General features: G+C 71.7%; 24 protein-coding genes and 1 pseudogene. 14 read left to right on the forward strand and 11 right to left on the reverse strand.

All coding sequences use genetic code 11. The features are described from left to right. Positions 1 to 567: 567 nt before the first annotated feature. From ABZS40_RS06520 to ABZS40_RS06535, 4 genes are all read right to left on the reverse strand, one after another. Complete coding sequence (locus ABZS40_RS06520; protein ID WP_354942351.1) at positions 568 to 939, reverse strand: hypothetical protein; 372 nt, start codon at positions 937 to 939, stop codon at positions 568 to 570. 56 nt (positions 940 to 995) lie between these two features. Then, on the reverse strand, positions 996 to 2,183 hold the full coding sequence (locus tag ABZS40_RS06525; RefSeq protein ID WP_354942352.1) for an FAD-dependent oxidoreductase: 1,188 nt from the start codon (positions 2,181 to 2,183) through the stop codon (positions 996 to 998). A gap of 82 nt (positions 2,184 to 2,265) precedes the next feature. Beyond that, a complete protein-coding gene (locus ABZS40_RS06530; RefSeq protein WP_354942353.1) occupies positions 2,266 to 3,210 on the reverse strand; it encodes an RNA polymerase sigma-70 factor in 945 nt (314 codons plus the stop codon). Between the two features lie 33 nt (positions 3,211 to 3,243). After that, a complete protein-coding gene (locus tag ABZS40_RS06535; RefSeq protein WP_354942354.1) occupies positions 3,244 to 3,996 on the reverse strand; it encodes a hypothetical protein in 753 nt (250 codons plus the stop codon). A 104-nt stretch (positions 3,997 to 4,100) separates the two neighbouring features. Here ABZS40_RS06535 and ABZS40_RS06540 point away from each other — a divergent pair, with 104 nt between their 5' ends. After that, positions 4,101 to 4,694 carry an HD domain-containing protein gene (locus ABZS40_RS06540; protein ID WP_354942355.1) on the forward strand — a complete coding sequence of 198 codons (594 nt, stop codon included), beginning with the start codon at positions 4,101 to 4,103 and terminating at the stop codon, positions 4,692 to 4,694. Between the two features lie 6 nt (positions 4,695 to 4,700). Here ABZS40_RS06540 and ABZS40_RS06545 read toward each other — a convergent pair whose 3' ends face one another. The 4 genes and pseudogenes from ABZS40_RS06545 to ABZS40_RS06560 all read right to left on the reverse strand — a co-directional run. Further along, a complete protein-coding gene (locus tag ABZS40_RS06545) occupies positions 4,701 to 5,921 on the reverse strand; it encodes an MFS transporter (protein WP_354942356.1) in 1,221 nt (406 codons plus the stop codon). A gap of 75 nt (positions 5,922 to 5,996) precedes the next feature. Next, complete coding sequence (locus ABZS40_RS06550; protein WP_354942357.1) at positions 5,997 to 6,476, reverse strand: hypothetical protein; 480 nt, start codon at positions 6,474 to 6,476, stop codon at positions 5,997 to 5,999. Between the two features lie 9 nt (positions 6,477 to 6,485). Continuing rightward, entirely contained in the window at positions 6,486 to 6,959 is a 474-nt protein-coding gene (locus ABZS40_RS06555) for a GNAT family N-acetyltransferase (RefSeq protein WP_354942358.1), read from the reverse strand. Between the two features lie 38 nt (positions 6,960 to 6,997). Further along, positions 6,998 to 7,416: pseudogene (locus ABZS40_RS06560) on the reverse strand (helix-turn-helix domain-containing protein); the annotation flags it as partial. 35 nt (positions 7,417 to 7,451) lie between these two features. On the opposite strand from ABZS40_RS06560, the gene ABZS40_RS06565 reads away from it, so the two are divergent. The 6 genes from ABZS40_RS06565 (at position 7,452) to ABZS40_RS06590 (ending at position 11,635) form a co-directional block, all read left to right on the forward strand. After that, positions 7,452 to 7,610 (forward strand): hypothetical protein, encoded by a 159-nt coding sequence (locus tag ABZS40_RS06565; protein ID WP_354942359.1) that lies wholly within the window; start codon positions 7,452 to 7,454, stop codon positions 7,608 to 7,610. Positions 7,611 to 7,620: 10 nt separating this feature from the next. Beyond that, positions 7,621 to 8,175 (forward strand): Uma2 family endonuclease, encoded by a 555-nt coding sequence (locus ABZS40_RS06570; protein WP_354942360.1) that lies wholly within the window; start codon positions 7,621 to 7,623, stop codon positions 8,173 to 8,175. A 41-nt stretch (positions 8,176 to 8,216) separates the two neighbouring features. Next, positions 8,217 to 9,011 carry a class I SAM-dependent methyltransferase gene (locus ABZS40_RS06575; protein ID WP_354942361.1) on the forward strand — a complete coding sequence of 265 codons (795 nt, stop codon included), beginning with the start codon at positions 8,217 to 8,219 and terminating at the stop codon, positions 9,009 to 9,011. Between the two features lie 322 nt (positions 9,012 to 9,333). Beyond that, positions 9,334 to 9,603: a hypothetical protein gene (locus tag ABZS40_RS06580; protein ID WP_354942362.1), complete on the forward strand. Its 270-nt coding sequence runs from the start codon at positions 9,334 to 9,336 to the stop codon at positions 9,601 to 9,603. After that, positions 9,603 to 10,640: a hypothetical protein gene (locus ABZS40_RS06585; RefSeq protein ID WP_354942363.1), complete on the forward strand. Its 1,038-nt coding sequence runs from the start codon at positions 9,603 to 9,605 to the stop codon at positions 10,638 to 10,640. The genes ABZS40_RS06580 and ABZS40_RS06585 overlap by 1 nt, the downstream gene beginning before the upstream one ends. A 65-nt stretch (positions 10,641 to 10,705) precedes the next feature. Next, on the forward strand, positions 10,706 to 11,635 hold the full coding sequence (locus ABZS40_RS06590) for an LLM class F420-dependent oxidoreductase (RefSeq protein ID WP_354942364.1): 930 nt from the start codon (positions 10,706 to 10,708) through the stop codon (positions 11,633 to 11,635). 18 nt (positions 11,636 to 11,653) lie between these two features. Here the strand turns inward: ABZS40_RS06590 and ABZS40_RS06595 are convergent, their stop codons facing one another. Beyond that, a complete protein-coding gene (locus ABZS40_RS06595; protein ID WP_354942365.1) occupies positions 11,654 to 12,076 on the reverse strand; it encodes a hypothetical protein in 423 nt (140 codons plus the stop codon). Positions 12,077 to 12,261: 185 nt separating this feature from the next. Here ABZS40_RS06595 and ABZS40_RS06600 point away from each other — a divergent pair, with 185 nt between their 5' ends. From ABZS40_RS06600 to ABZS40_RS06610, 3 genes are all read left to right on the forward strand, one after another. Then, entirely contained in the window at positions 12,262 to 12,948 is a 687-nt protein-coding gene (locus tag ABZS40_RS06600; protein ID WP_354942366.1) for a hypothetical protein, read from the forward strand. Further along, the gene (locus ABZS40_RS06605; RefSeq protein ID WP_354942367.1) at positions 12,945 to 14,216 is read left to right on the forward strand and encodes an FAD-binding protein; all 1,272 of its coding nucleotides are present in this window, start codon (positions 12,945 to 12,947) and stop codon (positions 14,214 to 14,216) included. The genes ABZS40_RS06600 and ABZS40_RS06605 overlap by 4 nt, the downstream gene beginning before the upstream one ends. A gap of 142 nt (positions 14,217 to 14,358) precedes the next feature. Then, positions 14,359 to 15,276, forward strand: a complete 918-nt coding sequence (locus tag ABZS40_RS06610; RefSeq protein WP_354942368.1) for an alpha/beta hydrolase — start codon at positions 14,359 to 14,361, stop codon at positions 15,274 to 15,276. Between the two features lie 35 nt (positions 15,277 to 15,311). Here the strand turns inward: ABZS40_RS06610 and ABZS40_RS06615 are convergent, their stop codons facing one another. After that, entirely contained in the window at positions 15,312 to 16,451 is a 1,140-nt protein-coding gene (locus ABZS40_RS06615; protein WP_354942369.1) for a site-2 protease family protein, read from the reverse strand. 161 nt (positions 16,452 to 16,612) lie between these two features. Then, on the reverse strand, positions 16,613 to 17,467 hold the full coding sequence (locus ABZS40_RS06620) for an alpha/beta fold hydrolase (RefSeq protein ID WP_354942370.1): 855 nt from the start codon (positions 17,465 to 17,467) through the stop codon (positions 16,613 to 16,615). Positions 17,468 to 17,608: 141 nt separating this feature from the next. On the opposite strand from ABZS40_RS06620, the gene ABZS40_RS06625 reads away from it, so the two are divergent. From ABZS40_RS06625 to ABZS40_RS06640, 4 genes are read left to right on the forward strand one after another with little or no spacing between them, the layout of a single operon-like run. Beyond that, positions 17,609 to 18,508: an ABC transporter ATP-binding protein gene (locus ABZS40_RS06625; protein WP_354942371.1), complete on the forward strand. Its 900-nt coding sequence runs from the start codon at positions 17,609 to 17,611 to the stop codon at positions 18,506 to 18,508. Between the two features lies 1 nt (position 18,509). Then, positions 18,510 to 19,310, forward strand: coding sequence for an ABC transporter permease (locus ABZS40_RS06630; RefSeq protein ID WP_354942372.1), 801 nt, complete (start codon positions 18,510 to 18,512; stop codon positions 19,308 to 19,310). Between the two features lie 27 nt (positions 19,311 to 19,337). Further along, positions 19,338 to 20,468: a histidine kinase gene (locus ABZS40_RS06635; RefSeq protein WP_354942373.1), complete on the forward strand. Its 1,131-nt coding sequence runs from the start codon at positions 19,338 to 19,340 to the stop codon at positions 20,466 to 20,468. Then, positions 20,465 to 21,097, forward strand: coding sequence for a response regulator transcription factor (locus tag ABZS40_RS06640; protein ID WP_354942374.1), 633 nt, complete (start codon positions 20,465 to 20,467; stop codon positions 21,095 to 21,097). Before ABZS40_RS06635 ends, ABZS40_RS06640 begins: the two co-directional genes overlap by 4 nt. Positions 21,098 to 21,112 lie beyond the last annotated feature (15 nt).

A 21,112-nucleotide genomic window follows, 5' to 3' on the forward strand; every position in this document is an offset into this window, starting at 1 on the left:
TGAAACGCATGGTCAACCGCCAGGTCCTCACCGAAGACGAGCCCGGAGTATTCACCCTCGCCCAGAAACGGACCTAACACTCCGAACCACCCTCTGAGGGGCCCGAACAACTCCGGACAGAGCCGTGAGCAGCCCGGACAGGGCGCGACTGTTCGGAACAGGCACCGATCGTAGCGGACGCCCAACTATCGGAAATACGCTGACGTCCAATCACCCAGGACGCCGGCGAACGTATCGGGTGATGGATATGTGGGGGCCTTCAACGTTCCGTCAGCGCTGTCGCCTATTCAGGAGGCGGCACACACCCCTGGTGAGGGAGACATCATGCGAATCCGTCGTGTCATCTACGCAGCTGCCGTCGGGGCCATCCTGGCGGCCACCTGGATGGCCGCGCCAGCTCAAGCCGGTTGGGGCCACGCCGGATAGTCGGCTTCGGGCGAATGCGGGCGGGCCGGCACCCAGCGGGACTCCGGCCCGCCCCACAACGCCACGCGGCCGGAACTCCGCCGACCGGTTGGCGACGGGTCCTCGTACCTCGATGAGCCGCTGGTAGGTGGGTCGCCGCAGCTATGAGTCGAGCCGGGGCTCGCACATGCGCAGGGCATCCTCCTGCCAGGCGCTCCCGACGAGAGCGACCGGATAGCGCGCCTCTCTGAGCCGCTTGTCCTCGGTCTCGACGGAGAACCGCACCGACAGCGGCTCCGGCTGGAACGCGGTCGAGCACTCCAATGTCAGATCAACGAGAATCTGGCCGGTGCCACCCGGGCGTATCAGCCGGGCTTGACCCATGCCGCGTACCTGGATGCCCGGCCTTTCCGCTTGGATAGCGCGAATCGTGATCGGCGCGGGGCCGGTGTTGATCAGTGTCAGCTGCCCGTTCAGCCGGACGGTCCCCCTGGAGTTCGAGCCTCCCGAATAGCCCGACTCGGTTAGGGCCACGAGAGCGACCACCGAGGACCGCTCGCGCTGCCAGCCTAGGGCTGGCGCACGTGCGTTCAGGAGGCGGCCGTGTGGATCTCCGATCGGGTCGGGACGACGCGGTGGCGGCGAACCGGGTACAGGACCGGGTGCGCGATGCTCCAGGCGGCGCCCGTGCAGACGAACTCCTTGTAGCGGGCTGCCAACTTCCCGGTGAGGAGGGCCGGCCTGGCCCGGTCGTCGGCGGTCACGTACTGGATGATGCCGTCGCGGCGGCCGAGGCTGATGCACTGGTTGAAGTAGCGCAGCGGGGCCTTCGGGAACTTCGCCCGACCGGTAAGCCGTGCGGCGATGGCGTCGGCGGCCTGCCAGGCCATCGGGATGCCCGAGGCGCAGGACATCCGCAGCGGCTTGCCGCCCGGTCCTTCGGCGATCGCGGCGTCGCCCACCGCGTACACCTCGGGGTGTGAGACCGACCGCATGCTGGCGTCGACGATGATCTGCCCGGTCTCCGCGACCGCCAGGGTCGTGGCGGCGGCGATGGGGTGCACGGCGAAGCCGGTCGTCCACACCGTCACCTGGGCCGGGATCTCCCGACCGTCGCGGGTGACAGCACCGGCCGCCTCGACCCGCGCGATGTCGCTGTGCTCGTGCACGGCGATGCCGAGCCGGTCGCAGACGCCACGCAGGTGCTGCTGCGCCTTGCCGTTGAGCCAGTCGCCGAGACCCCCGCGTGCGGCGAGCGCGACATCGAGGTCCGGCCGGGTCTCCGCGATCTCGGTGACCGCTTCGAGGCCGGTGAGGCCGCCGCCGACGACGAGCACGGTCCCGCCGGCCGCGAGGTGGGCGAGGCGGTCGCGCAACCGCAGCGCCGAGGGCCTGCCGGCGATGTCGTACGCGTGCTCGGCGACCCCGGGGACGCCGTGATCGGCGGTAACGCTGCCGAGGGCGTAGACGAGCGTGTCGTACGCGATCTCGTCGGTGCCGTTGTCGTCGACGAGCGCGACGGTCCTGCGATCGGCGTCGACGGCGGTGACCCGCGCCCGCAGAGGGTTGACGCCGGTGCCGGCGTAGACCTTGCTCAGGGGGCGTGGTGTGAGGTCCTGTCCGGCGGCGAGTTGGTGCATGCGGACCCGCTCGACGAAATCCGCGTCGGCGTTGACGAGAGTGATCTCGGTGTCGTCCGGGTGCAGCCGCTTGGCGAGGCGCCCGGCGGCCATGGCTCCGGCGTAACCCGCTCCGAGGACGACGATGCGGTGCTTCATGGTGGCACTCCTGTCTCGGTGGTGGTCGCTTCCTGAACCGGACAGCGACGCAATTCCTGACAGGAGTCGGCTATGAGCTGGATCACCAGGCGTGGAGGGTGGGCTCCTCGTGCTCCGAGGCGGACCACTGCCGGGTGGCGCGGCCGAGCTTGTCGGGGTTGACCTGGTTGTGGATGGTCGTGACACCCTCGGGCGTCACCTCCAGCGACATCACGCCGATGACCCGGTCGTCGATCACGACCACCACCGCCGGAGCGCCGTTGGCGGTGGTGACGTACATGGCTGGGCTGCCACCGACCAGGTCCCGTTTGACGTCGGCGGGCTTGAACAGACCCCGCAGGAACTTCGCCACCGCCAGCGCGCCGACGATCGGCGCGGCCCGGGCCGGAATCTTGCCGCCGCCGTCGGCGGTGCTCGTCGCGTCGTCGGTCAGCAACTCCACCAGCCGCTGGATCTCGCCGTTGTTGGCCGCGGTGAGGAACTCCGCGACGATCCTCCGGGCGGCGGCCTGGTCGACCTCCGCACGGGCCCGTTCGGCGGTGACGTGCTGCTTGGCACGCCGGTAGGTCTGCTGGCAGTTCGACTCGGTGATGCCGAGGATCTCGGCGATCTCGCCGTGCGGGTAGCCGAAGGCCTCCCGCAGCACGTACACCGCGCGTTCGTTGGGCGACAACCGCTCCAGCAGGGTGAGCACCGCCATCGAGACCGATTCGCGCTGCTCGGCGGTGTCGAGTGGGCCGAGCATCCGGTCCCCGGCGAGGACCGGCTCGGGCAGCCAGGTGCCCACATAGGTTTCCCGCCTGGCCCGCGCCGAGGTCAGCTGGTTGAGGCACACGTTGGTGAGGACCTTCGTCAGCCACGCCTCGGGCGTCTCGACGTGCTCCCGGGCGGCGCCCTGCCAGCGCAGGAAGGTGTCCTGGACGGCGTCCTCCGCGTCGCTGGCCGAGCCCAGCAGGCGATAGGCGATCGCCTCCAGGCGGGGCCTGGAGTGCTCGAACAGCTCGATCTCGTCCGGACTGAGCGGCATGACTAGACAGTATCCAGGCGCACGGCGAACGGCTCAGGGCTTGCTCGGGCCGGAAACCCGTCTCGGCTCCCGCCGACCCACATAGAAGATCACCCCGGCCAGGAGCAGCACGAGCGCCAGCGGCACCCACACGGGAGCGAGGCCCCGCCAGACCGGCCACGTCGGCTCAGCCAAACCATGCGCCATCAGGCCCTGCCAGGTGAAGACGACGCCCGGGAGGAGAACGATCGTCACCAGCGAGCCAACCAGTCGGGGTACGGGCGGACGTTGCCGTCCCACCAGCCAGAACAGCGCCGCTCCAGCCGCGGCGCCCAGGACGGTGGCAGCGAGCGTAACGGCGACGTAGCCATCGGGCACGGCTGGCGTGAAGCTCAGTATCGCCATGCTGTCCGCCTGGGTGAGCGTGGCTGTCAGCCCGTCCCGCTCGGCCCGCCAGCCATCGCATGGCGAGCCCGTCACCCGGTGACTGCCCTGCCAACCCAAGGCGGTGGCGTTGCGCTGCACCGACTCGGAGTGCCCGCAGGCGACAGTGTCGCTGTAGTGGAATCTCGCGTACGCCGAGCCGAAGTCGTCGGGGGCCATCACCCCGTAGCGGTAGTGGTGGCCGACGTCCGACATGACTGTTTCTGCGCCGGGAAGCAGTTCCGCCGCCATGCTCTGGGCTTGGGCGGAGCTGAATGGCGCGGTGCCGCGGCCGGCGTACCAGGAGCCGAGGCTCAGACCGGCCGTGCCGAACAGCGCCGCGCCGAGCAGAACCATCGCGACCTGCCGTAGTCGATCTCTCACCGGTGGACCCCTTCGCTGGTGTCGGGGAGCGTAGCCAAGACGAACCAGCTCTGGCTGCCCCGCGAGAGGGACCGGGCGCGCGTGGTGGTCGTACCCTTGCTGGGGTGACGTCCGATTCGTTGCGCCGCGCCCTCACCGCACCCGCGGACCCGCCGCTGCGGCCCCTGCCCGACCGGGTCGTCGCCCTGCTGGAGGCCCTGGACGCGCCGCCGCGCCTCGCCGCGCACCTGCGGGCCGTGCACGACGTGGCCGCGCAACTCACCGACGCGATGGCGCACCGGTTCCCGCAACTCCCGTTCGACCGCGAGGCGGTGCTCTTCGGCGCCGCCACCCACGACATCGGCAAGGTCCGGCACCCGGAGGAGCTGTCCGGGCCCGGGTCCGCGCACGAGCCCGCCGGTTACGAGCTGCTGCTCCAGCACGGTGTCGCCGAGTCGTCGGCCCGGTTCGCGCGCGAACACGCGTCCTGGCACCGGGACGGCATCGACGTCGACGGCCTGCTGGTCAGCGTGGCCGACAAGGTGTGGAAGGGAAAGCGGGTCACCGACCTGGAGAAGTTGCTCGTGGACCGGCTGGCCGACGTCACCGGCCGCGAGCGCTGGTCGGTCTTCCTCGACCTGGACGACATCCTCGACCAGATCGCCGCCGACGCGGACCGCCGACTCGCCTTCCAGGCGACCCATCCGGTTCGCGGCTGACCCCGGTCAGCGGCCCGCCGGGCCCGCTCCAACCGTTCGGCGCGGTGTGGGCACGGTTGGCGTCTCGTCGTGCGGTGTCGACCGGCGGCGGAACGTGGCCACCACCACGGCGGTCAGGCAGATCGCCGCGGCGGCGATGAGCGGCGGGCGGGCGCCGAGGTGGACGGCCGCGGAGCCGAGCGGAATCGCGACGACGAGCGGCCCGAACATCGCGGTGTTGGCCGTCGCGGAGACGCGTCCGAGAAGCGCCGACGGTGTGTGGGTCTGCACGGCGGTCACCGCGGCGACCAGGGCCCAGGGCAGCCCGACGCCGGCCACCACCGCCCCGACGACGGTGGCCGGCCACCACGGCAGGCAGCGCGCCAGGCAGCCGATCGCGAACAGCGCCGTTCCGGCGACACCGACGGCAACCGCACCTCGTGCCGCGATCAGCCGGCCGACGATCAGGCCACCGAGAATGGAACCGGCGCCCTGCGCACTCGCCAGCACCCCCAGGAACGTCGTCGGCAGGCGCAGCTCGGTCACGACGATCGCGTAGATTCCCGCCGTCGTGAAGCCGGACATGGCGATCGACACCGCGGCGAGCACGACCGGCAGGCGTGTCGCTCGCTGTCCGAACAGGACCACCAATCCGGTACGCGGGCCGCCGCCGCGTTCCGTGGGCCGGTCGGTCGGCGTCCGTTTCAGGCGAAGGAGCGCGTACAGGGTGGCGACCAGGAGCGGCATGGCCGCGCTGAGGACGGCGACCGCGTGGCCGCCCCGCCACGCGTAGAGGCCGGCCCCGGCCAGGGGAGCCACGAGCTTCATGCCCTCCTGGGCGCTGGAGCGCCACCCGTTGACGTCGCCGAGTTCGGTCGGCGTGAGCGCCGACGGCAGCAGTGCCGTCTCGCCGGCGTCGATCAGCACGTAGCTGACGCCGTAGGCGCACGAGACGGCGAAGATGAGCCACGTCTGCCCCGGCCCGCGTACCGCGAGGAGCGCCAGCAGGGCGGCTGCAAGCATGAGGTTGACGGCGATGACCAGCGGCCGCCGGGGTGTCCGGTCGAGCAGACCGCCCAGCCACGGGCCGGCGAGCACCGGGGCGTACACGCAGAGCCCGGCGAGGGCGGCGAGGCTGGTCGAGCCGGTGAGGTCCAGGATCCAGATGCCGGCGACCAGGGACATGGCACTGCTGCCGAAGCCGGACAGCAGAGAGATCGCCACGAACAGGCCCGCGTTGCGACGCATGAGCACTCCGAGTTGAGTCGAGGTGACTCACATCCTCAAGCTTGGGCGAGGAGCAGGCAATATCGCTGCGCTCTGTCAACGAGTCGTTGACAGGGCGACGTCGATCTTCGTCGCGGCGGTCCGGGCGGGCGCGGGCAGTCGCTCACCCGCTTCGGCGAGGTCGGTGGCGAGGTGTACTGCCAACGCGTGCAGTGAGCCCGGGGCGGCGTCCAGCGCGGCGTCCACAGTGCTCCGCGCGAGTGCCGCGCGACGAAATCGGCTGTCCCACCGCTGGTCGGCGCCGATCCACCGGCCGAGGTTGGCCACCGCTGCCCGCAACTCCGCGATCTGCGCCGGCAACCCGAGGTCGAGCTGTTGCCGCCGCGACCACCGCGCCGCCACCAGCCGCTGTCGACGCTGCTCGGCGGCCTGCCGGCTGCCGAGGCCGAGTGCCGTGGCGATCTCAGCCCACGTCGCACCGTCGTGGCGCGCGCGGTCGATGATCTCCAGCTCTCGCTCGTCCAGGCGGGCGCGGGTAGCGCGAACCTCCGCCAGCCGAGCCACCTCCGACGTCATCTGTCAACGTTACATTGACGCCGTCGGTGCCTCGGCGCTGGTCGTCATGGGTGCGCGGACCATGAACACGTCCACCGGATCCTCGGTGTCGAGGCTGAAGCCGTGCCGCTCGTACAGCCGCCGGGCCGGGCTGCCCCGCAACACGTTCAGCCGCACAAGTGTGCCGGCGCTGTCGCACCGGTCCAGCAGTTCGCGCAGCACCGCCGTGCCGATGCCACTGCCCTGTAGCCGCGGGGCCAGGTAGAAGTGCTCCAGCCAGTGGGCGTCCGCGTCGGGCCGCAGCGCCACGCAGCCGGCGAAGACGCCGTCCACCTCGACGACCCAGGTGTACGCCGGTGCGAAGCCGTCCCGCAGGCGCTGCCGCACCCGCTGTTCGTCGTACCGTCCGAGCCGCTCCAGATCGGTCCGCAGCACCACTGCCCGCAACTCGGCCACCGCGTCGACGTCCGCCGCTGTGGCCGGCCGAAGCTCCCAGTCCGCCATGATCGATAAGCTAATCTCGGCCCGGAGCCCTGGTGTTGGCGCAGCCCCGCGACGAGGAGTTCGACCATGCGACGCGCGTCGTAGCGGGGTTCGCCGGCGCTGATGCCGAGATTGCCGACACCGCGCAGCAGCTCGAAGGCTGTCACGTCGGGGCGGATCTCACCGGCCGTGGCGGCGGCGTCGAGCAGTTGGGCGCATACCGGCACGAGGCGGTCCAGGAAGTAGGCGTGCAGCGTCTCGAAGGCCGGTACACGGCGACGATGAGGTCGGCGCGGGTCGGGAAGTGGCGGTAGGTGGTGTCCACGCCGACGCCGGCCCGGGCGGCGATGTCGCGTACCGGCGCGTCCACGCCCGAGGTGACGAAGGCCGAGGCGGCGGCGTCCAGCAGTGTCGCCTCGTTGCGCCGGGCGTCGGCCCGCTTCCGCGGGATCGACCTCCCCGATCCGCTGTTCCGTATCGTTCTTAGCGGAACGTGGTTCCACTTACTTCAGGATGCCAGAGCGAGTGGGCCAGTGCTGGCTGGTCACCGAGTTGGACAACAGCCTGCGCCGCCTCGGCGTCGACCTCTACTTCGGCTCCTCGACCTTCCCCGCGGAGCGCGGAGCGTCGCTGACCCTTCGGATGCGGTGGTCGGCGCCGCTGGTCACCTAGGATGTGACTCATGAGCGCTGAGGCTGTCGGCATGCACATGCCCGCCGTTGTGACGCTCGACGATGTGGCAGTGATGAACGCCGCCGACCCGAACGGTCACCGCTACGAGACCAGCCCCGAAGCGGTCCTGTCGGTCATGCCGCCGCCCGATTCGGAACATGCCATGATCGCCAGTCGTCTCTTCGCCTGGTTGATCGTGGCGGGTTGGCCCGCCGAGCAGGTGCTTCAGGCAGTCGGTGTGCGCATCTCCGGACCGGACGGTGACGGTGGCCGCATCCCCGATGTGAGTGTCTGGCGTAAGCCGCCGTCCCGCAGCGTCTGGGCCGCGGTTGCCGACGTCGTACTCGTCGTGGAGATCGTCTCGCCGGGCTCGGAGGCGATGGACTCCGTGACCAAGGTCCGCGAGTACGCGTCGGCGGGGATCCCGCAGTACTGGGTGGTCGATCGGGACGGCGCGCAGACGGTCACCCTGCACCAGTTGAGCGGGGACGGCAGCTACGAGGCGCGGGCACGGATGCCGCTGGCCTGGCTGCTCCAGACCGCTCCCGCCGACCATCTCGACTGAACACCAGCATCGACAGCCCTGGTCTGTCGTATCGTTCCGGGATGGTGCAGCCGGTGTGGGCGAACGGTGACGCGTACGAGGCGTACGTGGGTCGGTGGAGTCGCCTGGTCGCTGTGGAGTTCCTGCGCGGGTTGGCAGTGCCGCCGAGGCGGCACTGGCTCGACGTGGGCTGCGGCACCGGGGCGCTGACCTCGACGATCCTCACCCACGACGATCCCGTCGGGATAACCGGCGTCGACCCGTCGGAGGGTTTCGTCGCGGTCGCGCGTACCCGGGTCACCGACCCGCGGGCGGCCTTCCAGGTCGGTGACGCCCGCGCGTTGCCGCTGCCCGACCGTGTCGCGGACGTGGTGGTCAGCGGATTGACGCTCAACTTCGTGCCGGAGCCCGCTCGGGCGGTGGCGGAGTTCGCCCGGGTGGTCCGGCCGGCCGGGGTGGTGGCCGCCTACGTCTGGGACTACGCCCAGGGGATGGCGATGATGCGGCACTTCTGGGCCGCCGCCGCACAGCTCGACAGGGCCTCGACGAAGCTGGACGAGGGGAACCGCACCACTGTGTGTCAGCCCGACGCGCTCCGCACGCTGTGGGAGCGGGCCGGGTTGCGCGACGTGTCGGTCTGGCCGGTCGACGTACCGACGGTCTTCAGCGACTTCGCCGACTACTGGACGCCGTTCCTCGGCGGTCAGGGGTCCGCGCCGGGATACGTCGCGACGTTGGCCGAACCCGACCGGGCCGCGCTGCGGGAGTTGCTGGCGACCCGGCTGCCGATCGAGCCGGACGGGTCGATCCGGCTCACCGCGCGGGCCTGGGCCGTGCGGGGCACGCCGCCCGAGTAGCTGTCGCGCCGAGCCCTTCCGGGCCCTTGTCGCAATTCGGACAAGACGGTAAAGCCCCTGGTAGAGCACCCTTGGGGCAGGTGGAGGTAGACGGGTGGCGGGCCACATCCCGATCCTCCGGACCGGCGGGGACAACATCGTCAGCGCCGGTGCCGCCCTCACCCAGCCCGGCCTCGAAGCCGCGGCGTCACGGCACAGCCGCCGTGCCGAGCGCACACCACAGCCCGTGCCCCGCCGGCCTTTCGCACCGTGGACCCCGCCGGGTCCGACGTCGCTGAACCGCGCGCCGGAGCCCTGGCGACCGAGCCAGAAAGGGCCCGACATGGCCGCTCCCACTGCAACCGCAGCCTTGAACGCATCCGTCTTCGCGCCGGGTGACCAGATGCTGCTGACCGTCACCTACTCAGACGCCGACACCAAACCGCTGACCGTCACCATCGTGGTCACCGACGCGCAGGGCAACAGCAGCGCGCCGGTCAAGGTCACGGCGGTCATCGACCCGCTCACAGTGATCGTCACCGACAACTCCGGGCGTACCTGGACCCGGGTCTCCGACAACGGCTCCGTGGCCGTGTATCGGTCGGTGGCGTGATGCCCCGGGTCACCGTCCAGGTCCGCGACGCCGCCGGCAACACCGCGACGGCCACTGCCGACTACAGCCTGGGCCAACCCGTGCTCGGCGGCTACTACCTGTCCGGCGGCGCTGACCCGACCGCCGACATGGCCGGCGGCAACTTCCGGTCCCTCACCCAGTACCGCAGCTTCGCCGACGGCTACATCTTCCCCGGCTACAACCGGCCCTGGTTGACCAGCCTGGGCAAGACCGGGGTGCAGATGAACATGGTCCTGGAGTTGAAGCACTACGGCGCCCCCAACCAGGGGCCGCAGAGCTTCGCGGTGGACGGCGCCAGCTACACAGTGCCGGCGCCGACGATGACCATCCAGCAGCGGCCCGGCGCGACCTGGCCGAAGGCGTACGGGTACGGCCAGGTGCTCAAGGGGCAGTGCGACGGGTTGTTCGCCCGCGCCCTGTCGCAGTACCGGACGCTCGGCTTCGGGGTGAACATCCAGCTCGCCTCGGAGTTGGACACTGATCACGAGTTCGGCACCACCGAGGACGGCAAGGCGTACACCTGGGCCGAGTCGGACGCTCGGGCGGTGCAGGCGATGAACTACATCCTGACGTGGTTCAAGGCGCGGACGCTGCCGGCCGGGACGACCTTCTCGGTGGGGCTGGGCGGCTTCGACCGGGCCTGCTTCCAGCGCACCCACCCGGAGTCGCTGATGTCCCGCCTCGACCATCTCCAGTGGAACGCGTACGCCACCAATGCCAGCCACACCGCGCTGGCCCGGTTTCGGCGCACGAAGGACTGGGCGGTGGCGGATCTCGGCCCGGTGGCGCTGTCCCGGCCTGTGATCATCGCCGAGTGGGGGGTCAGGTCGGCCGAGATCCCGAACCAGGCGGCCTGGATCGCCACGGTGCCGGCGGCGATCGCCCAGCTCAACGCCGAGGGTGGGCCACGCATCGTGCGCACCAACTACTTCAACTCCGGGTGGGGCACCCTGACGCCGAAGGCGACCGGGTTGGCAGCGCTCCGCGAGGCGTACGCCAAACGGCCGTACGTCTGAGTGACGCTGGCGGCCCGGTCGGCATGCCGCCGCCCGGGCCGACCGGGGAACCCTATGCTCGGATCATGGAACTTCGGATCTTCACCGAGCCTCAGCAGGGTGCCAGCTACGACCAGTTGCTCGCCGTCGCCCGCTGCGCCGAGAACGCCGGCTACGGCGCGTTCTTCCGGTCCGACCACTACCTGATGATGGGCGACGTGAGCGGCGAGCCCGGCCCCACCGACGCGTGGACCACGCTCGCCGGCCTGGCCCGGGACACCAGCCGCATCCGCCTCGGCACGTTGATGACCGCCGCCACCTTCCGGCTGCCCGGACCGCTGGCGATCACCGTGGCGCAGGTCGACCAGATGAGCGGCGGCCGGGTGGAGTTGGGCATCGGCACCGGCTGGTACGCCGAGGAGCACAGCGCGTACGGCATCCCGTTCCCGCCGCTGGGCGAGCGGTTCGACCGGCTGGAGGAGCAGCTCGCCGTCATCACCGGGCTCTGGTCCACACCGCCGGGGGAGCGGTTCGACCACGACGGCCGGTACTACCCGGTCCGGAACTCGCCCGCCCTGCCCAAGCCCGTGCAGCAGCCGCGTCCACCGATCCTGCTCGGCGGGACGGGCCCGAAGCGCACCCCTCGGCTGGCCGCCCGCTACGCGGACGAGTTCAACCTGCCGTTCGCCTCGGTGCCGGACACGGCGGCGCAGTTCGACCGGGTCCGCGAAGCCTGCGTCGAGATCGGCCGGGACCCGGCCGGGATGGTCTGGTCCAACGCCCTGGTGCTCTGCTGCGGGCGCGACGACGCCGAGGTGGCCCGCCGGGCCGCCGCCATCGGCCGCGAACCGGACGAGCTGCGGGCCAATGGTCTGGCCGGGACGCCCGGTGAGGTGCTGGACACCATCGGCCGGTACGCGGAGATCGGCAGCGAGCGGCTCTACCTCCAGGTGCTGGACCTCAGCGACCTGGAGCACCTGGAGCTGGTCGCCAGCGAGGTGATGGCGAAGCTCTGAGTCGACCGCGCCTCCGGGTCAGGCCCGGTGGGCGCCCGTCCGGAACGCGTTGGGGTCGCCCAGCACGGTGTCCAGCCGCCCGTCGCGGTCACTGTCCACATAGGTGATGTCCGGGATCCCGTCACCGTCCACGTCGATCTGGACGACGTCGGCGACGCCGTCACCGTTGAGGTCGGTGACCACCTCCACCGAACCGTCCAGGTGACGGGTCACGATCGACTGTGCGCCGGGAGCGCGCGGTGGCGGGCCCGGTGCCGGCACCGGCGTCGGGGCGGGCGCGGGCGCTGGCGTGGGCCGAGGACCAGGTGTGGGCGACGGGTGGCTCGGCAGTCCGCCGGCCGGCGGCGCGCTGGCCTGCTCGACCTCGGTGCCGGTGGGGTCCAGCTCCTCCTCGGAGGGGAAGACGTCGCCCCGCAGGGCCGGATCACGGTAGCTGCTCATGGGCGTAGGGTTCCCCGACGATGACGAGAACAACCGTGCCCGATCGACCGGTGTCCTCGGTGCCCGGTTTGGTGGAAGATGCGGGGACCGACGCCACGGTCATGAACGGGGGTCCGAGCGTGGAACTGCGCCGGAATCGGGGGTCCCGTGCGCTCGCCTCGGTGTGCGTACTCGGTGGAGTGCTCTTGTTGGTTTATCCCAACGACGGCGCCCTGCTACGGACGATCGTCGCGGTGGGGGCGATCGCGCTCGGCGCGGTGGCGTTGGTCAGCGCGTTGCGGCCGTTCCGGTTCAGGATCCACTCGGAAGGGCTCAGCATCCGGCGGCCTGGCCTGCGTCGGGAGATCGGGTGGGCCGACGTGGACGTGCTGGTCCTCGACGAGCCACCGCGACGCGACGGCTACCCGACGCCGCCGCGACTGCTGCTGGTGCCGGCGCAGGGTGTGCCGCGCGAGCTGGTGACCGCCCGCCACCCGCTCGACGGCCGAGCGGCCGTCGAGTTGCTCGTCCTCGACCAGGTCCGTGAGCAGCCCGAGCAGGTGTCGGCAGCGCTCACCCGCTATGCCGGAGACCGGTTCGTCGACCTGCTCGCGCTGCGTCGCGCCGCCTTCGAGGCCCCGGAGCTCCCAGTCGGCCTGCGTGGCTACCAGATGGACCGGGTCGACAGGTTGATCCGGCGCGGCCAGGACGCGCTGATGTCCGGGGACGCGTCGGCCCGGCAGGCGGCCCGGGGGGAGATCGAACGCGCCACGACGGCCGGTCTGCCGATCGCCCAGCGTGGCTACAACACGTTCCAGACGGATACCGTTCTGGGCGCCCTCGTCGCCGCGTTGGCCGACCACCAGAGCACCGATCGGGAGACCGCCACATGACCGCGCAGGGATCGCAGGCCGCGTCGATGACCGACGTTCCGCGCCGCAACTGGGCCGGCAACGTGCGGTACGCCGCGAAGGCGTTCCACAGCCCCACCTCCGTCGACGAACTGCGCCGGCTCGTCGCCGGCAGCAGCCGGATCCGGGCGGTGGGCAGCGGGCACTCCTTCAACCGTTTCGGCGACACCGACGGTGATCTGGTCAGCCTCGCCGGGCTGCCCCCGGTCGTCGAGGTGGACCACGAGCGTGGGCAGGTCACAGTGAGCGGCGCGCTGCGCTACGGCGACGTCGCCCGACAGCTGCACACCCAGGGGTACGCGCTGGCGAACCTCGCCTCGCTGCCGCACATCTCGGTGGCCGGCGCGGTGGCCACCGCCACCCACGGCTCCGGCCAGACCCACGGCAACCTGGCCAGCGCGGTCGCCGGCCTGGAACTGGTCACCGCCGACGGCGATCTGCTCCGGGTCGACAGTGACACCGACACGTTCGCCGGCATGGTGGTCGGGCTCGGCGCGCTCGGCCTGGTCACCCGCGTCACCCTGGATGTCGTGCCGACCTTCGCGCTGCGCCAGTACGTACGCCTCGACCTGGACCGGACGTCGTTGGACGAGGCGCTCGGCTCGGCGTACAGCGTGAGTGTCTTCACCGACTTCCGGACTTCCCGGCTGCGCGAGGTGTGGCGCAAGCAGGTGGCCGACGAGCAGCCACCCCCTGCGGACTGGCTGGGCACCACCGCCGCCGACCAACCCCGGCACCCGGTGCTCGGGATGCCGGCGGAGAACTGCACCCCGCAGCTCGGCGAACCGGGCCCGTGGCACGAGCGGCTGCCGCACTTCAAGCTCGGCTTCACCCCGAGCAGCGGCGACGAACTGCAGTCCGAGTACCACATCGCGCGGACGGCGGCTGCTGACGCGCTCGCCGCGCTGGACGACGTGGCGGACCTGATCGCCCCGGTGCTGCTGGTGTCCGAACTGCGGACGGTGGCGGCCGACGAGCTGTGGCTCAGCCCGAACTACCGGCGGGACAGCTTCGTGCTGCACTTCACCTGGGTCGACGACACCGCGGCGGTGCTGCCCGTGGTGGCTGCCGTGGAGGAGCGGCTGGCGCCCTTCGCGCCGCGCCCACACTGGGGCAAGGTCTTCGTCACCGACCCGGCCGAGCTGTCCGCCCGCTACCCGCGCTACGCCGACTTCGCCGCGCTCCTGGCCGACCTGGACCCGCAGGGCACGTTCCGCACCGACGTCCTGGACCGCTACTTCCCCCGGTGACCCAGCCGGTGCCATAGCGCTGTGGCATGGGTCGGGTGGGATTGGTGGGGCTCGGGCATCGAGCAGACACTGGCTGATGTCGATGTATCTCATCGACCGGCCCCCGTTCCGGGACCGTCGGCTCCACCCCTCGGAGCGAGACATGCAGCCCGTACCCGCCATCACCCCCGACCCAGTCACCCGCCGCCCCCGCCGCCCCCGCCGCGGTCTGCGGTGGGCGCTCGCCCTGGCCGTGCTCGGCACCGGACTGGGCGCAGCGCCGGCCGCCCACGCCGCCGCCAGCCCGTACGAGCGCGGCCCGGCCCCCACAGTGGCCAGCATCGAAGCCAGCCGGGGCGCGTTCGCCATCGCCCAGAGCACCGTCGCCGCCTCCAGCGTCAGCGGTTTCCGGGGCGGAACGATCTACTACCCGACCAGCACCGCCGAGGGCACCTTCGGCGCGGTGGCGATCTCACCCGGCTACACCGCCACCCAGTCCAGCGTGGCCTGGCTGGGGCCGCGCCTCGCCTCGCAGGGCTTCGTGGTGATCACGATCGACACGTTGTCCCGCTACGACCAGCCGGCCAGCCGGGGCACGCAACTGCTGGCGGCCCTCGACTACCTCACCAACACCAGCGGCGTGCGTACCCGGATCGACCGCAACCGGCTCGCCGTGATGGGGCACTCGATGGGCGGCGGCGGCAGCCTCTCGGCGGCGAACTCACGACCGCAGTTGCAGGCCGCTATCCCGCTGACCGGCTGGCACACCGTCAAGAACTGGTCCGGCGTACGGGTGCCGACGCTGGTGGTCGGCGCCGAGAACGACTCGGTGGCGCCGGTCTCGTCGCACTCGGAGCCCTTCTACACCAGCCTGCCGTCCACGCTGGACAAGGCATACCTGGAACTCAACAACGCCAGCCACTCCGCGCCCACCTCGACGAACGTGACGGTCGCCAAGTACAGCATCTCCTGGCTGAAGCGCTTCGTTGACGACGACACCCGCTACGACCAGTTCCTCTGCCCCGCACCCCAAGCCTCATCAACCATCCAGGAGTACCGCAACACCTGCCCCCACTCCTGACCCCCTGCCCCCTGCCCCCTGCCCCCGCCTTCGCGTCACCGGGAGGGGGTGGGGGTGCGGAGGGTGCTGCGTTGGACGGCGCGGCTGATGTCGCTGGGGGAGACGATCCCTGTCAGCTGGCCGTCCTCGTTCACCACCAGGGCTCGGCCGTCGGCGCACTCGGTCAAGCGGGGGAGCAGGTCGTTGAGCTGCTCACCGGGCTGGGCCAGCACCAGCTCGTCGGCTCGGCAGGCCACCTCGGCCAGCGTGGTGGATGCCCGCCGCTCCGGCGGCACGCCCCGCACCCGGTCGACGGTGACCAGGCCGGTCGGCCGGCCGTCCTCGGTCAGCGGCAGCGCCGAATGCCGGTACGCGAACAGGTAGTGGTCGACGAAGTCAGCGACAGTCATCTGCGCCGAGGCGGTCTGCGGCTGCGGGGTCATCACATCGCCGACCCGGATCCCGCGCAGCGCGGTGCCGGTGCGTGCCTGCCGTTCCTCCATCCCGGCCGCGCCGATCAGGAACCAGCCGATCAGGGCCAGCCAGAGCCCACCGAAACCGACCCCGGACAGGAACTGCCACAACCCCAGGCCGATCAGCAGCACACCCAGCACCCAGCCGGCCCGGGCGGCGACCACCGACGCCCGGGTCCGGTCGCCGGTGGCCTTCCAGACCGCGGCGCGCAGCAGCCGGCCACCGTCCAGGGGTGCGGCCGGCAGCACGTTGAAGATGGCCAGCAGCACGTTGATCCCCGCCAGCCAGGCCACCGCACCGAACAGCAGCCCGCCCTGCCCGGCCAGCGCGAGCAGCGCCGCGATGGCACCGAAGAACGCCCCGATCAGCAGGCTGACCAGCGGGCCGACGCCGGCGATGCGCAACTCCGCGCCCGGGTCGCGAGGCTCGCCCCGCAACTCGGCGACGCCGCCGAACAGCCACAGCGTGATGCCGTCGACAGTCAGCCCGTTGCGCTTGGCCACCACCGCGTGCGACACCTCGTGGGCGAGCAGACCGACGAAGAACACCACAGCCGCGGCCAGCCCGGCGAGGGTGTACGCCACGGGCGAGTGGTCGGGGTACGAGCGGGGGAACTGGTTCGCGGCCAACCCCCACGCGATCAACGCGAAGATGACCAGCACGCTCCAGTTGACGCCGACCGGCACTCCCGCGACCCGGCCAAGCCGGAAACTGGCCCTCATCCCACCGAGATACCCTGCCAGGACGCCGACATGCCGCACCGCCAGCGCGGTCTTGCGTGATCAGGTGATGAGAAACAGCTGTCAGAGGCATTCCAGAGCTATTTCTCATCACCTGATCATGGCAACCGGGCAGGGCGACCGACCGCTCAGCGACCGACCGCTCAGCGGCGGGGGGTTTCGCTGGCGATGGTCGCCTCCCGGGGCAGGGCCGCCGCTCGCAGCGCCCAGTCCAGCGCGTAGTCGGCGATCTGCTCCCAGCCGTCCTGGCCGACAGTGAAGTGTGACCGGCCGGCGAACTGCTCGTACGCGGTGAGGGCCCGGGACTTCTGGTAGAGCCCGGCGTTGGCGCGGACCACCGACGCCGGCACCACGTGGTCGACCTCGCCGGCCATCAGCAGCAGCGGCGCCCGGTCGTTACGCCCGACGTCGACGCGGGCCGGCGAGCGTGGGTCGACGTTGGCGAAGGCGCCCTCGAAGAAGACCCGCCCGGCGCCGGGGACGGCGTAGCGCCGCCAGGCCCGGTCGGAGTCCTCGCGGCTCATCGTGTTGCCGAAGGCGTAGGCGAAGTCGTCAGGTGTGAACGGAACGGCCTTGCCGCGGTTGGCGGGGCTGCGCAGGATCGGAAAGCCCGAGCGCAGCTGACTCAGCGGCACCTTGAGCACCCCCTTCACCGCCGCGGGATGTACCCCCACCACCGCCGCGCCGAGACCCCGATCGGCGAGGACCTGGGCGAACAGGCCGCCGAACGAGTGCCCCATGATGATCGGCGGGCGGGGCAGCGCCCGGATGATCTTGTCGTAGTGCGCCACGATCGTGGCCATGCTCTGCTCGGCGATCGGGCCGGGGTCGTCGCGCAACTCCTCCACGGACCGGTCCATGCCGGGCCAGGCGGGGGCGATGACGTGCATGCCGCGCTCGGTGTACCGCTGGGCCCACCCCTCCCAGCTGCGTGGCGTCATCCAGAGCCCGTGGATCAGCACGATCGTGTCGACCTGACCCTGCGGCGTGGCACCCATCGCGTCCTCCCGGTGTCGCGGTATCGGCCCGGCGGTTACCCGCTGTGCGCGTCCGGAATCCGGCCGCCCTGACAAATGTCACGGTCGGGCCGTGACGACCGCTCCGGGCATCGGGGTACGCCCCGCCGGAGCATCAGTGGCATGACCAGTACGCATCCGGCTGTCGAGTTGGACGGCCTCACCAAGAGCTTCGGCGCGGTCACCGCTGTCGACGGGTTGAGCCTACGGGTGCAGCCCGGCGAGGTGGTGGCGTTCCTCGGCCCGAACGGCGCGGGCAAGACCACCACCATCGACATGCTGCTCGGGCTGTCCCGACCGGACACGGGCACCGTCCGCGTCCTCGGCGGCACCCCGGACGAAGCGGTGGCCCGAGGTCGGATCGCCGCCGTACTTCAGACCGGCGGGCTGCTCAAGGACCTCACAGTGGGCGAGACGGTACGGATGACCTCCCACTTCTACCGGCACACCCGTCCGGCGGCGGAGGTGCTGGAGCGGGCCAGTATCACCGACATCGCCGACCGGGTGGTCGGGCGCTGCTCTGGCGGTCAGCAGCAACGACTGCGCTTCGCGCTGGCCCTGCTGCCCGACCCGGACCTGATGGTGCTCGACGAGCCGACCACCGGCATGGACGTCGAGGGTCGGCGGGACTTCTGGCAGGCCCTGCGCCGGGACGCCCGGCGCGGACGGACCGTCATCTTCGCCACCCACTACCTCGACGAGGCGGACGCGTACGCCGACCGGATCGTGCTGGTCCGGCAGGGGCGCATCGTCGCCGACGGCACCACCGCGGAGATCAAGAACCTCGCCGCCGGCCGTACGGTGCGGGCCACTCTGCCCGGCGCCGACCAGGCTGCGCTCGCCGCGCTGCCCGGCGTGGACGTCGTGGAGGTGCGCGGCGACAGCGTGCTGGTGCGGACCGGCGACTCGGACGCCGTCGCCCGGCACCTGCTGACCCGGACCGCCGCCCGGGACGTCGAGATCACCTCTCGCAACCTCGAGGACGCCTTCCTCGCCCTGACCACAGCGCAGACCGGAGCCTGAGATGACCACCTCCACCTTCACCCGCGCCGGTGTCACCGAGCCGGACCGTCGGCTGCCCGCGCTGGGCGGGTTCGCCCCCGGCGCCCTGCGCATCGAGCTGCGCCGGGTGCTGCGCAACCGCCGCACCCTCGCCTTCACGCTGATCATGCCGGGCGTCTTCTTCCTCATCTTCGGCCTGCCGCAGGGCGGGCAGTCACTGGACAACGGCCGGCCGGTGACGGCGTACGTCATGATCAGCCTGGCCGTGTACGCGGCAATGGTGGCGACCACCAGCGTCGGTGGCGCGGTGGCCACCGAGCGGGCGCTGGGCTGGAGCCGACAGCTGCGGCTCACCCCGCTCCGTCCGGCGGCGTACGTGGCGACCAAGCTGATCACCGCGATGAGTCTCGGTCTGCTCGCGGTCGTCATCGAGTTCCTGGTGGGTGCCGTGGCCGGCGTCCGCGTCCCGGCGTACGTCTGGCTGCTGTCCGGGCTCGCCGCCTGGGTCGGCTCGCTGGTCTTCGCCGCGTTCGGTCTCTTCATCGGCTACCTGGCGCCGGCCGAGAACGTCATGCAGATCATCGGCCCCGTCCTGGCGGTGCTGGCCATGTTCGGCGGACTGTTCGTCCCGGTCGAGGTCCTGCCGGACGTGCTCCAGCAGGTAGCGAAGTTCACTCCGGTGTACGGCATGGGCGTGCTGGCCCGCGCCCCACTGACCGGCGACGGGGTGAGCATGGCGGCGGTGGCGAACCTCGTTCTCTGGGCGCTGCTCTTCGGCGTCGGCGCGGCCCGGCTGTTCCGCCGGGACACCGCGCGGGTCTGACCGGCCGCGACCGCTAGCGTGATCCCGATGGACCTCTCGACCGGGCAGCCCTGGCCGGTGAGCCGCCACTGGCGGGTCACCGGCTGGCTGCTGGCCGCCGTCTGGCTGTTCTTCCTCAACGTGCCGCTCGCCACCGCGCTGCGCCAGCCGGAGCCGTGGCGGCGGGTCCTCGGCGTGGTGGCCCTGGTCGTCTTCGGCGTTGGTTACGTGCTGCTGTTCCAGTGGGCCCGCAAGCTGCGCCAGTCCCTGCAGCCGATCCCGGCGGGCCGGGCGCGGGCCGGGCTGGCGCTGCTGCTCGCGGTGGGCCTGGCCAGCCTCCCGGGCACCGGCGGGGACTGGCTGGCCACCCTGGTCTACGTGGCCGCGGCGGCGGTGTTCCTGCTGCCGCCGTGGGAGGCGCTGGCCGCCGTGGTGCTCTGCGCGGTGACCCCCGTGCTGGCCTCCTGGCTGGTGCCGGGGTGGGAGGCGGAGAACGGCATCGTCTTCGCGGTGCTGCTCGCCTCGTTCGCCATGTTCGGGGTGTCCCAACTGGCCCAGCGCAACAGCGAACTCCGCGCTGCCCAACAGGAGATCGGCCGTCTCGCGGTCGCCGAGGAGCGGTCCCGCGCGGCCCGCGACCTGCACGACATCCTCGGGCACTCGCTCACCGTGGTGGCGATCAAGGCCGAGTTGGCCGGGCGTCTGATCGCTGTCGACCGGGAGCGGGCCGCCACCGAGATCGCCGAGGTGGAGGCGCTGGCCCGGGCCGCGCTGGCCGACGTACGGCAGACGGTCGGGGCGTACCGCGAGGTCAGTCTCGCCGCGGAGCTGGCCGGCGCCCGATCCGCGCTGGCCGCGGCGGGCATCGCGGCGGACGTGTCGACCGAGGTGCCGGAGCTGCCGGAGGAGTGGGACCGGTTGTTCGGCTGGGCGGTACGGGAAGGGGTGACCAACGTGGTCCGGCACAGCGAGGCGCGGTGCTGCGTGATCCGGGTGCACCCGGATCGGGTCGAGATCAGCGACGACGGTCGTGGCCCGTCCACTCCCGACCCGAGCGGGCACGGGTTGGTGGGCCTGCGGGAGCGGGCGCGGCGGCTGGACGCGGTGGTGACCGTCGGCCGTCGACCGGCGGGCGACGGTTTTCTGCTGCGGGTGCACGCGCCGGGGGAGGCCCGGTGAGCGGCGGGTCCACGCCGATCCGGCTGCTGCTCGCCGACGACCAGGCGCTGGTCCGAGGTGCGCTGGCCGCCCTGCTCTCGCTGGAGGACGACCTGACAGTGGTCGCCGAGGTCGGCCGGGGCGACGAGGTGGTGCCCGAGGCCCGACGTAGCGCACCCGACGTCGCCCTGCTGGACGTGGAGATGCCAGGTCTGGACGGGATCGCCGCGACCGCGGCGTTGCGGGCCGCGCTGCCGACCTGCCGGGTGCTGGTGGTGACCACCTTCGGTAGACCCGGCTACCTGCGCCGGGCGATGGAGGCCGGTGCGAGCGGTTTCGTGGTCAAGGACACCCCGGCCCGCCAGCTCGCCGACGCGGTCCGCCGGGTGCACGCCGGCCTGCGGGTGGTCGACCCGACGCTGGCCGCGGAGACGCTGGCCGCCGGGGTCAGCCCGCTGACCGAGCGGGAGACCGAGGTGCTGCGCACAGCGCGGGGCGGTGGCAGCGTCGCCGACCTGGCCAGGGCGTTGCACCTCTCCGAGGGGACGGTACGCAACCACCTGTCGTCGGCGATCGGCAAGACCGGTGCCCGCAACCGGGCCGACGCGATCCGGGTCGCCGAGCAGAACGGTTGGCTGCTCGGCGAGTGACCCCGCCGCCGGTGC

The organism is Micromonospora sp. NPDC005324 (genome assembly GCF_040607155.1).
GTDB classification, from domain to species: domain Bacteria; phylum Actinomycetota; class Actinomycetes; order Mycobacteriales; family Micromonosporaceae; genus Micromonospora; species Micromonospora trifolii.

Excerpts from the sequence above, each read along its gene's own strand:
- ABZS40_RS06525 (WP_354942352.1), bottom strand. The coding sequence starts at position 2,183 with ATGAAGCACCGCATCGTCGTCCTCGGAGCGGGTTACGCCGGAGCCATG.
- ABZS40_RS06530 (WP_354942353.1), bottom strand. The coding sequence starts at position 3,210 with ATGCCGCTCAGTCCGGACGAGATCGAGCTGTTCGAGCACTCCAGGCCC.
- ABZS40_RS06545 (WP_354942356.1), bottom strand. The coding sequence starts at position 5,921 with ATGCGTCGCAACGCGGGCCTGTTCGTGGCGATCTCTCTGCTGTCCGGC.
- ABZS40_RS06550 (WP_354942357.1), bottom strand. The coding sequence starts at position 6,476 with ATGACGTCGGAGGTGGCTCGGCTGGCGGAGGTTCGCGCTACCCGCGCC.
- ABZS40_RS06555 (WP_354942358.1), bottom strand. The coding sequence starts at position 6,959 with ATGGCGGACTGGGAGCTTCGGCCGGCCACAGCGGCGGACGTCGACGCG.
- ABZS40_RS06565 (WP_354942359.1), top strand. The coding sequence starts at position 7,452 with ATGCCAGAGCGAGTGGGCCAGTGCTGGCTGGTCACCGAGTTGGACAAC.
- ABZS40_RS06570 (WP_354942360.1), top strand. The coding sequence starts at position 7,621 with ATGAGCGCTGAGGCTGTCGGCATGCACATGCCCGCCGTTGTGACGCTC.
- ABZS40_RS06575 (WP_354942361.1), top strand. The coding sequence starts at position 8,217 with ATGGTGCAGCCGGTGTGGGCGAACGGTGACGCGTACGAGGCGTACGTG.
- ABZS40_RS06580 (WP_354942362.1), top strand. The coding sequence starts at position 9,334 with ATGGCCGCTCCCACTGCAACCGCAGCCTTGAACGCATCCGTCTTCGCG.
- ABZS40_RS06585 (WP_354942363.1), top strand. The coding sequence starts at position 9,603 with ATGCCCCGGGTCACCGTCCAGGTCCGCGACGCCGCCGGCAACACCGCG.
- ABZS40_RS06590 (WP_354942364.1), top strand. The coding sequence starts at position 10,706 with ATGGAACTTCGGATCTTCACCGAGCCTCAGCAGGGTGCCAGCTACGAC.
- ABZS40_RS06595 (WP_354942365.1), bottom strand. The coding sequence starts at position 12,076 with ATGAGCAGCTACCGTGATCCGGCCCTGCGGGGCGACGTCTTCCCCTCC.
- ABZS40_RS06605 (WP_354942367.1), top strand. The coding sequence starts at position 12,945 with ATGACCGCGCAGGGATCGCAGGCCGCGTCGATGACCGACGTTCCGCGC.
- ABZS40_RS06610 (WP_354942368.1), top strand. The coding sequence starts at position 14,359 with ATGCAGCCCGTACCCGCCATCACCCCCGACCCAGTCACCCGCCGCCCC.
- ABZS40_RS06615 (WP_354942369.1), bottom strand. The coding sequence starts at position 16,451 with ATGAGGGCCAGTTTCCGGCTTGGCCGGGTCGCGGGAGTGCCGGTCGGC.
- ABZS40_RS06620 (WP_354942370.1), bottom strand. The coding sequence starts at position 17,467 with ATGGGTGCCACGCCGCAGGGTCAGGTCGACACGATCGTGCTGATCCAC.
- ABZS40_RS06625 (WP_354942371.1), top strand. The coding sequence starts at position 17,609 with ATGACCAGTACGCATCCGGCTGTCGAGTTGGACGGCCTCACCAAGAGC.
- ABZS40_RS06630 (WP_354942372.1), top strand. The coding sequence starts at position 18,510 with ATGACCACCTCCACCTTCACCCGCGCCGGTGTCACCGAGCCGGACCGT.
- ABZS40_RS06635 (WP_354942373.1), top strand. The coding sequence starts at position 19,338 with ATGGACCTCTCGACCGGGCAGCCCTGGCCGGTGAGCCGCCACTGGCGG.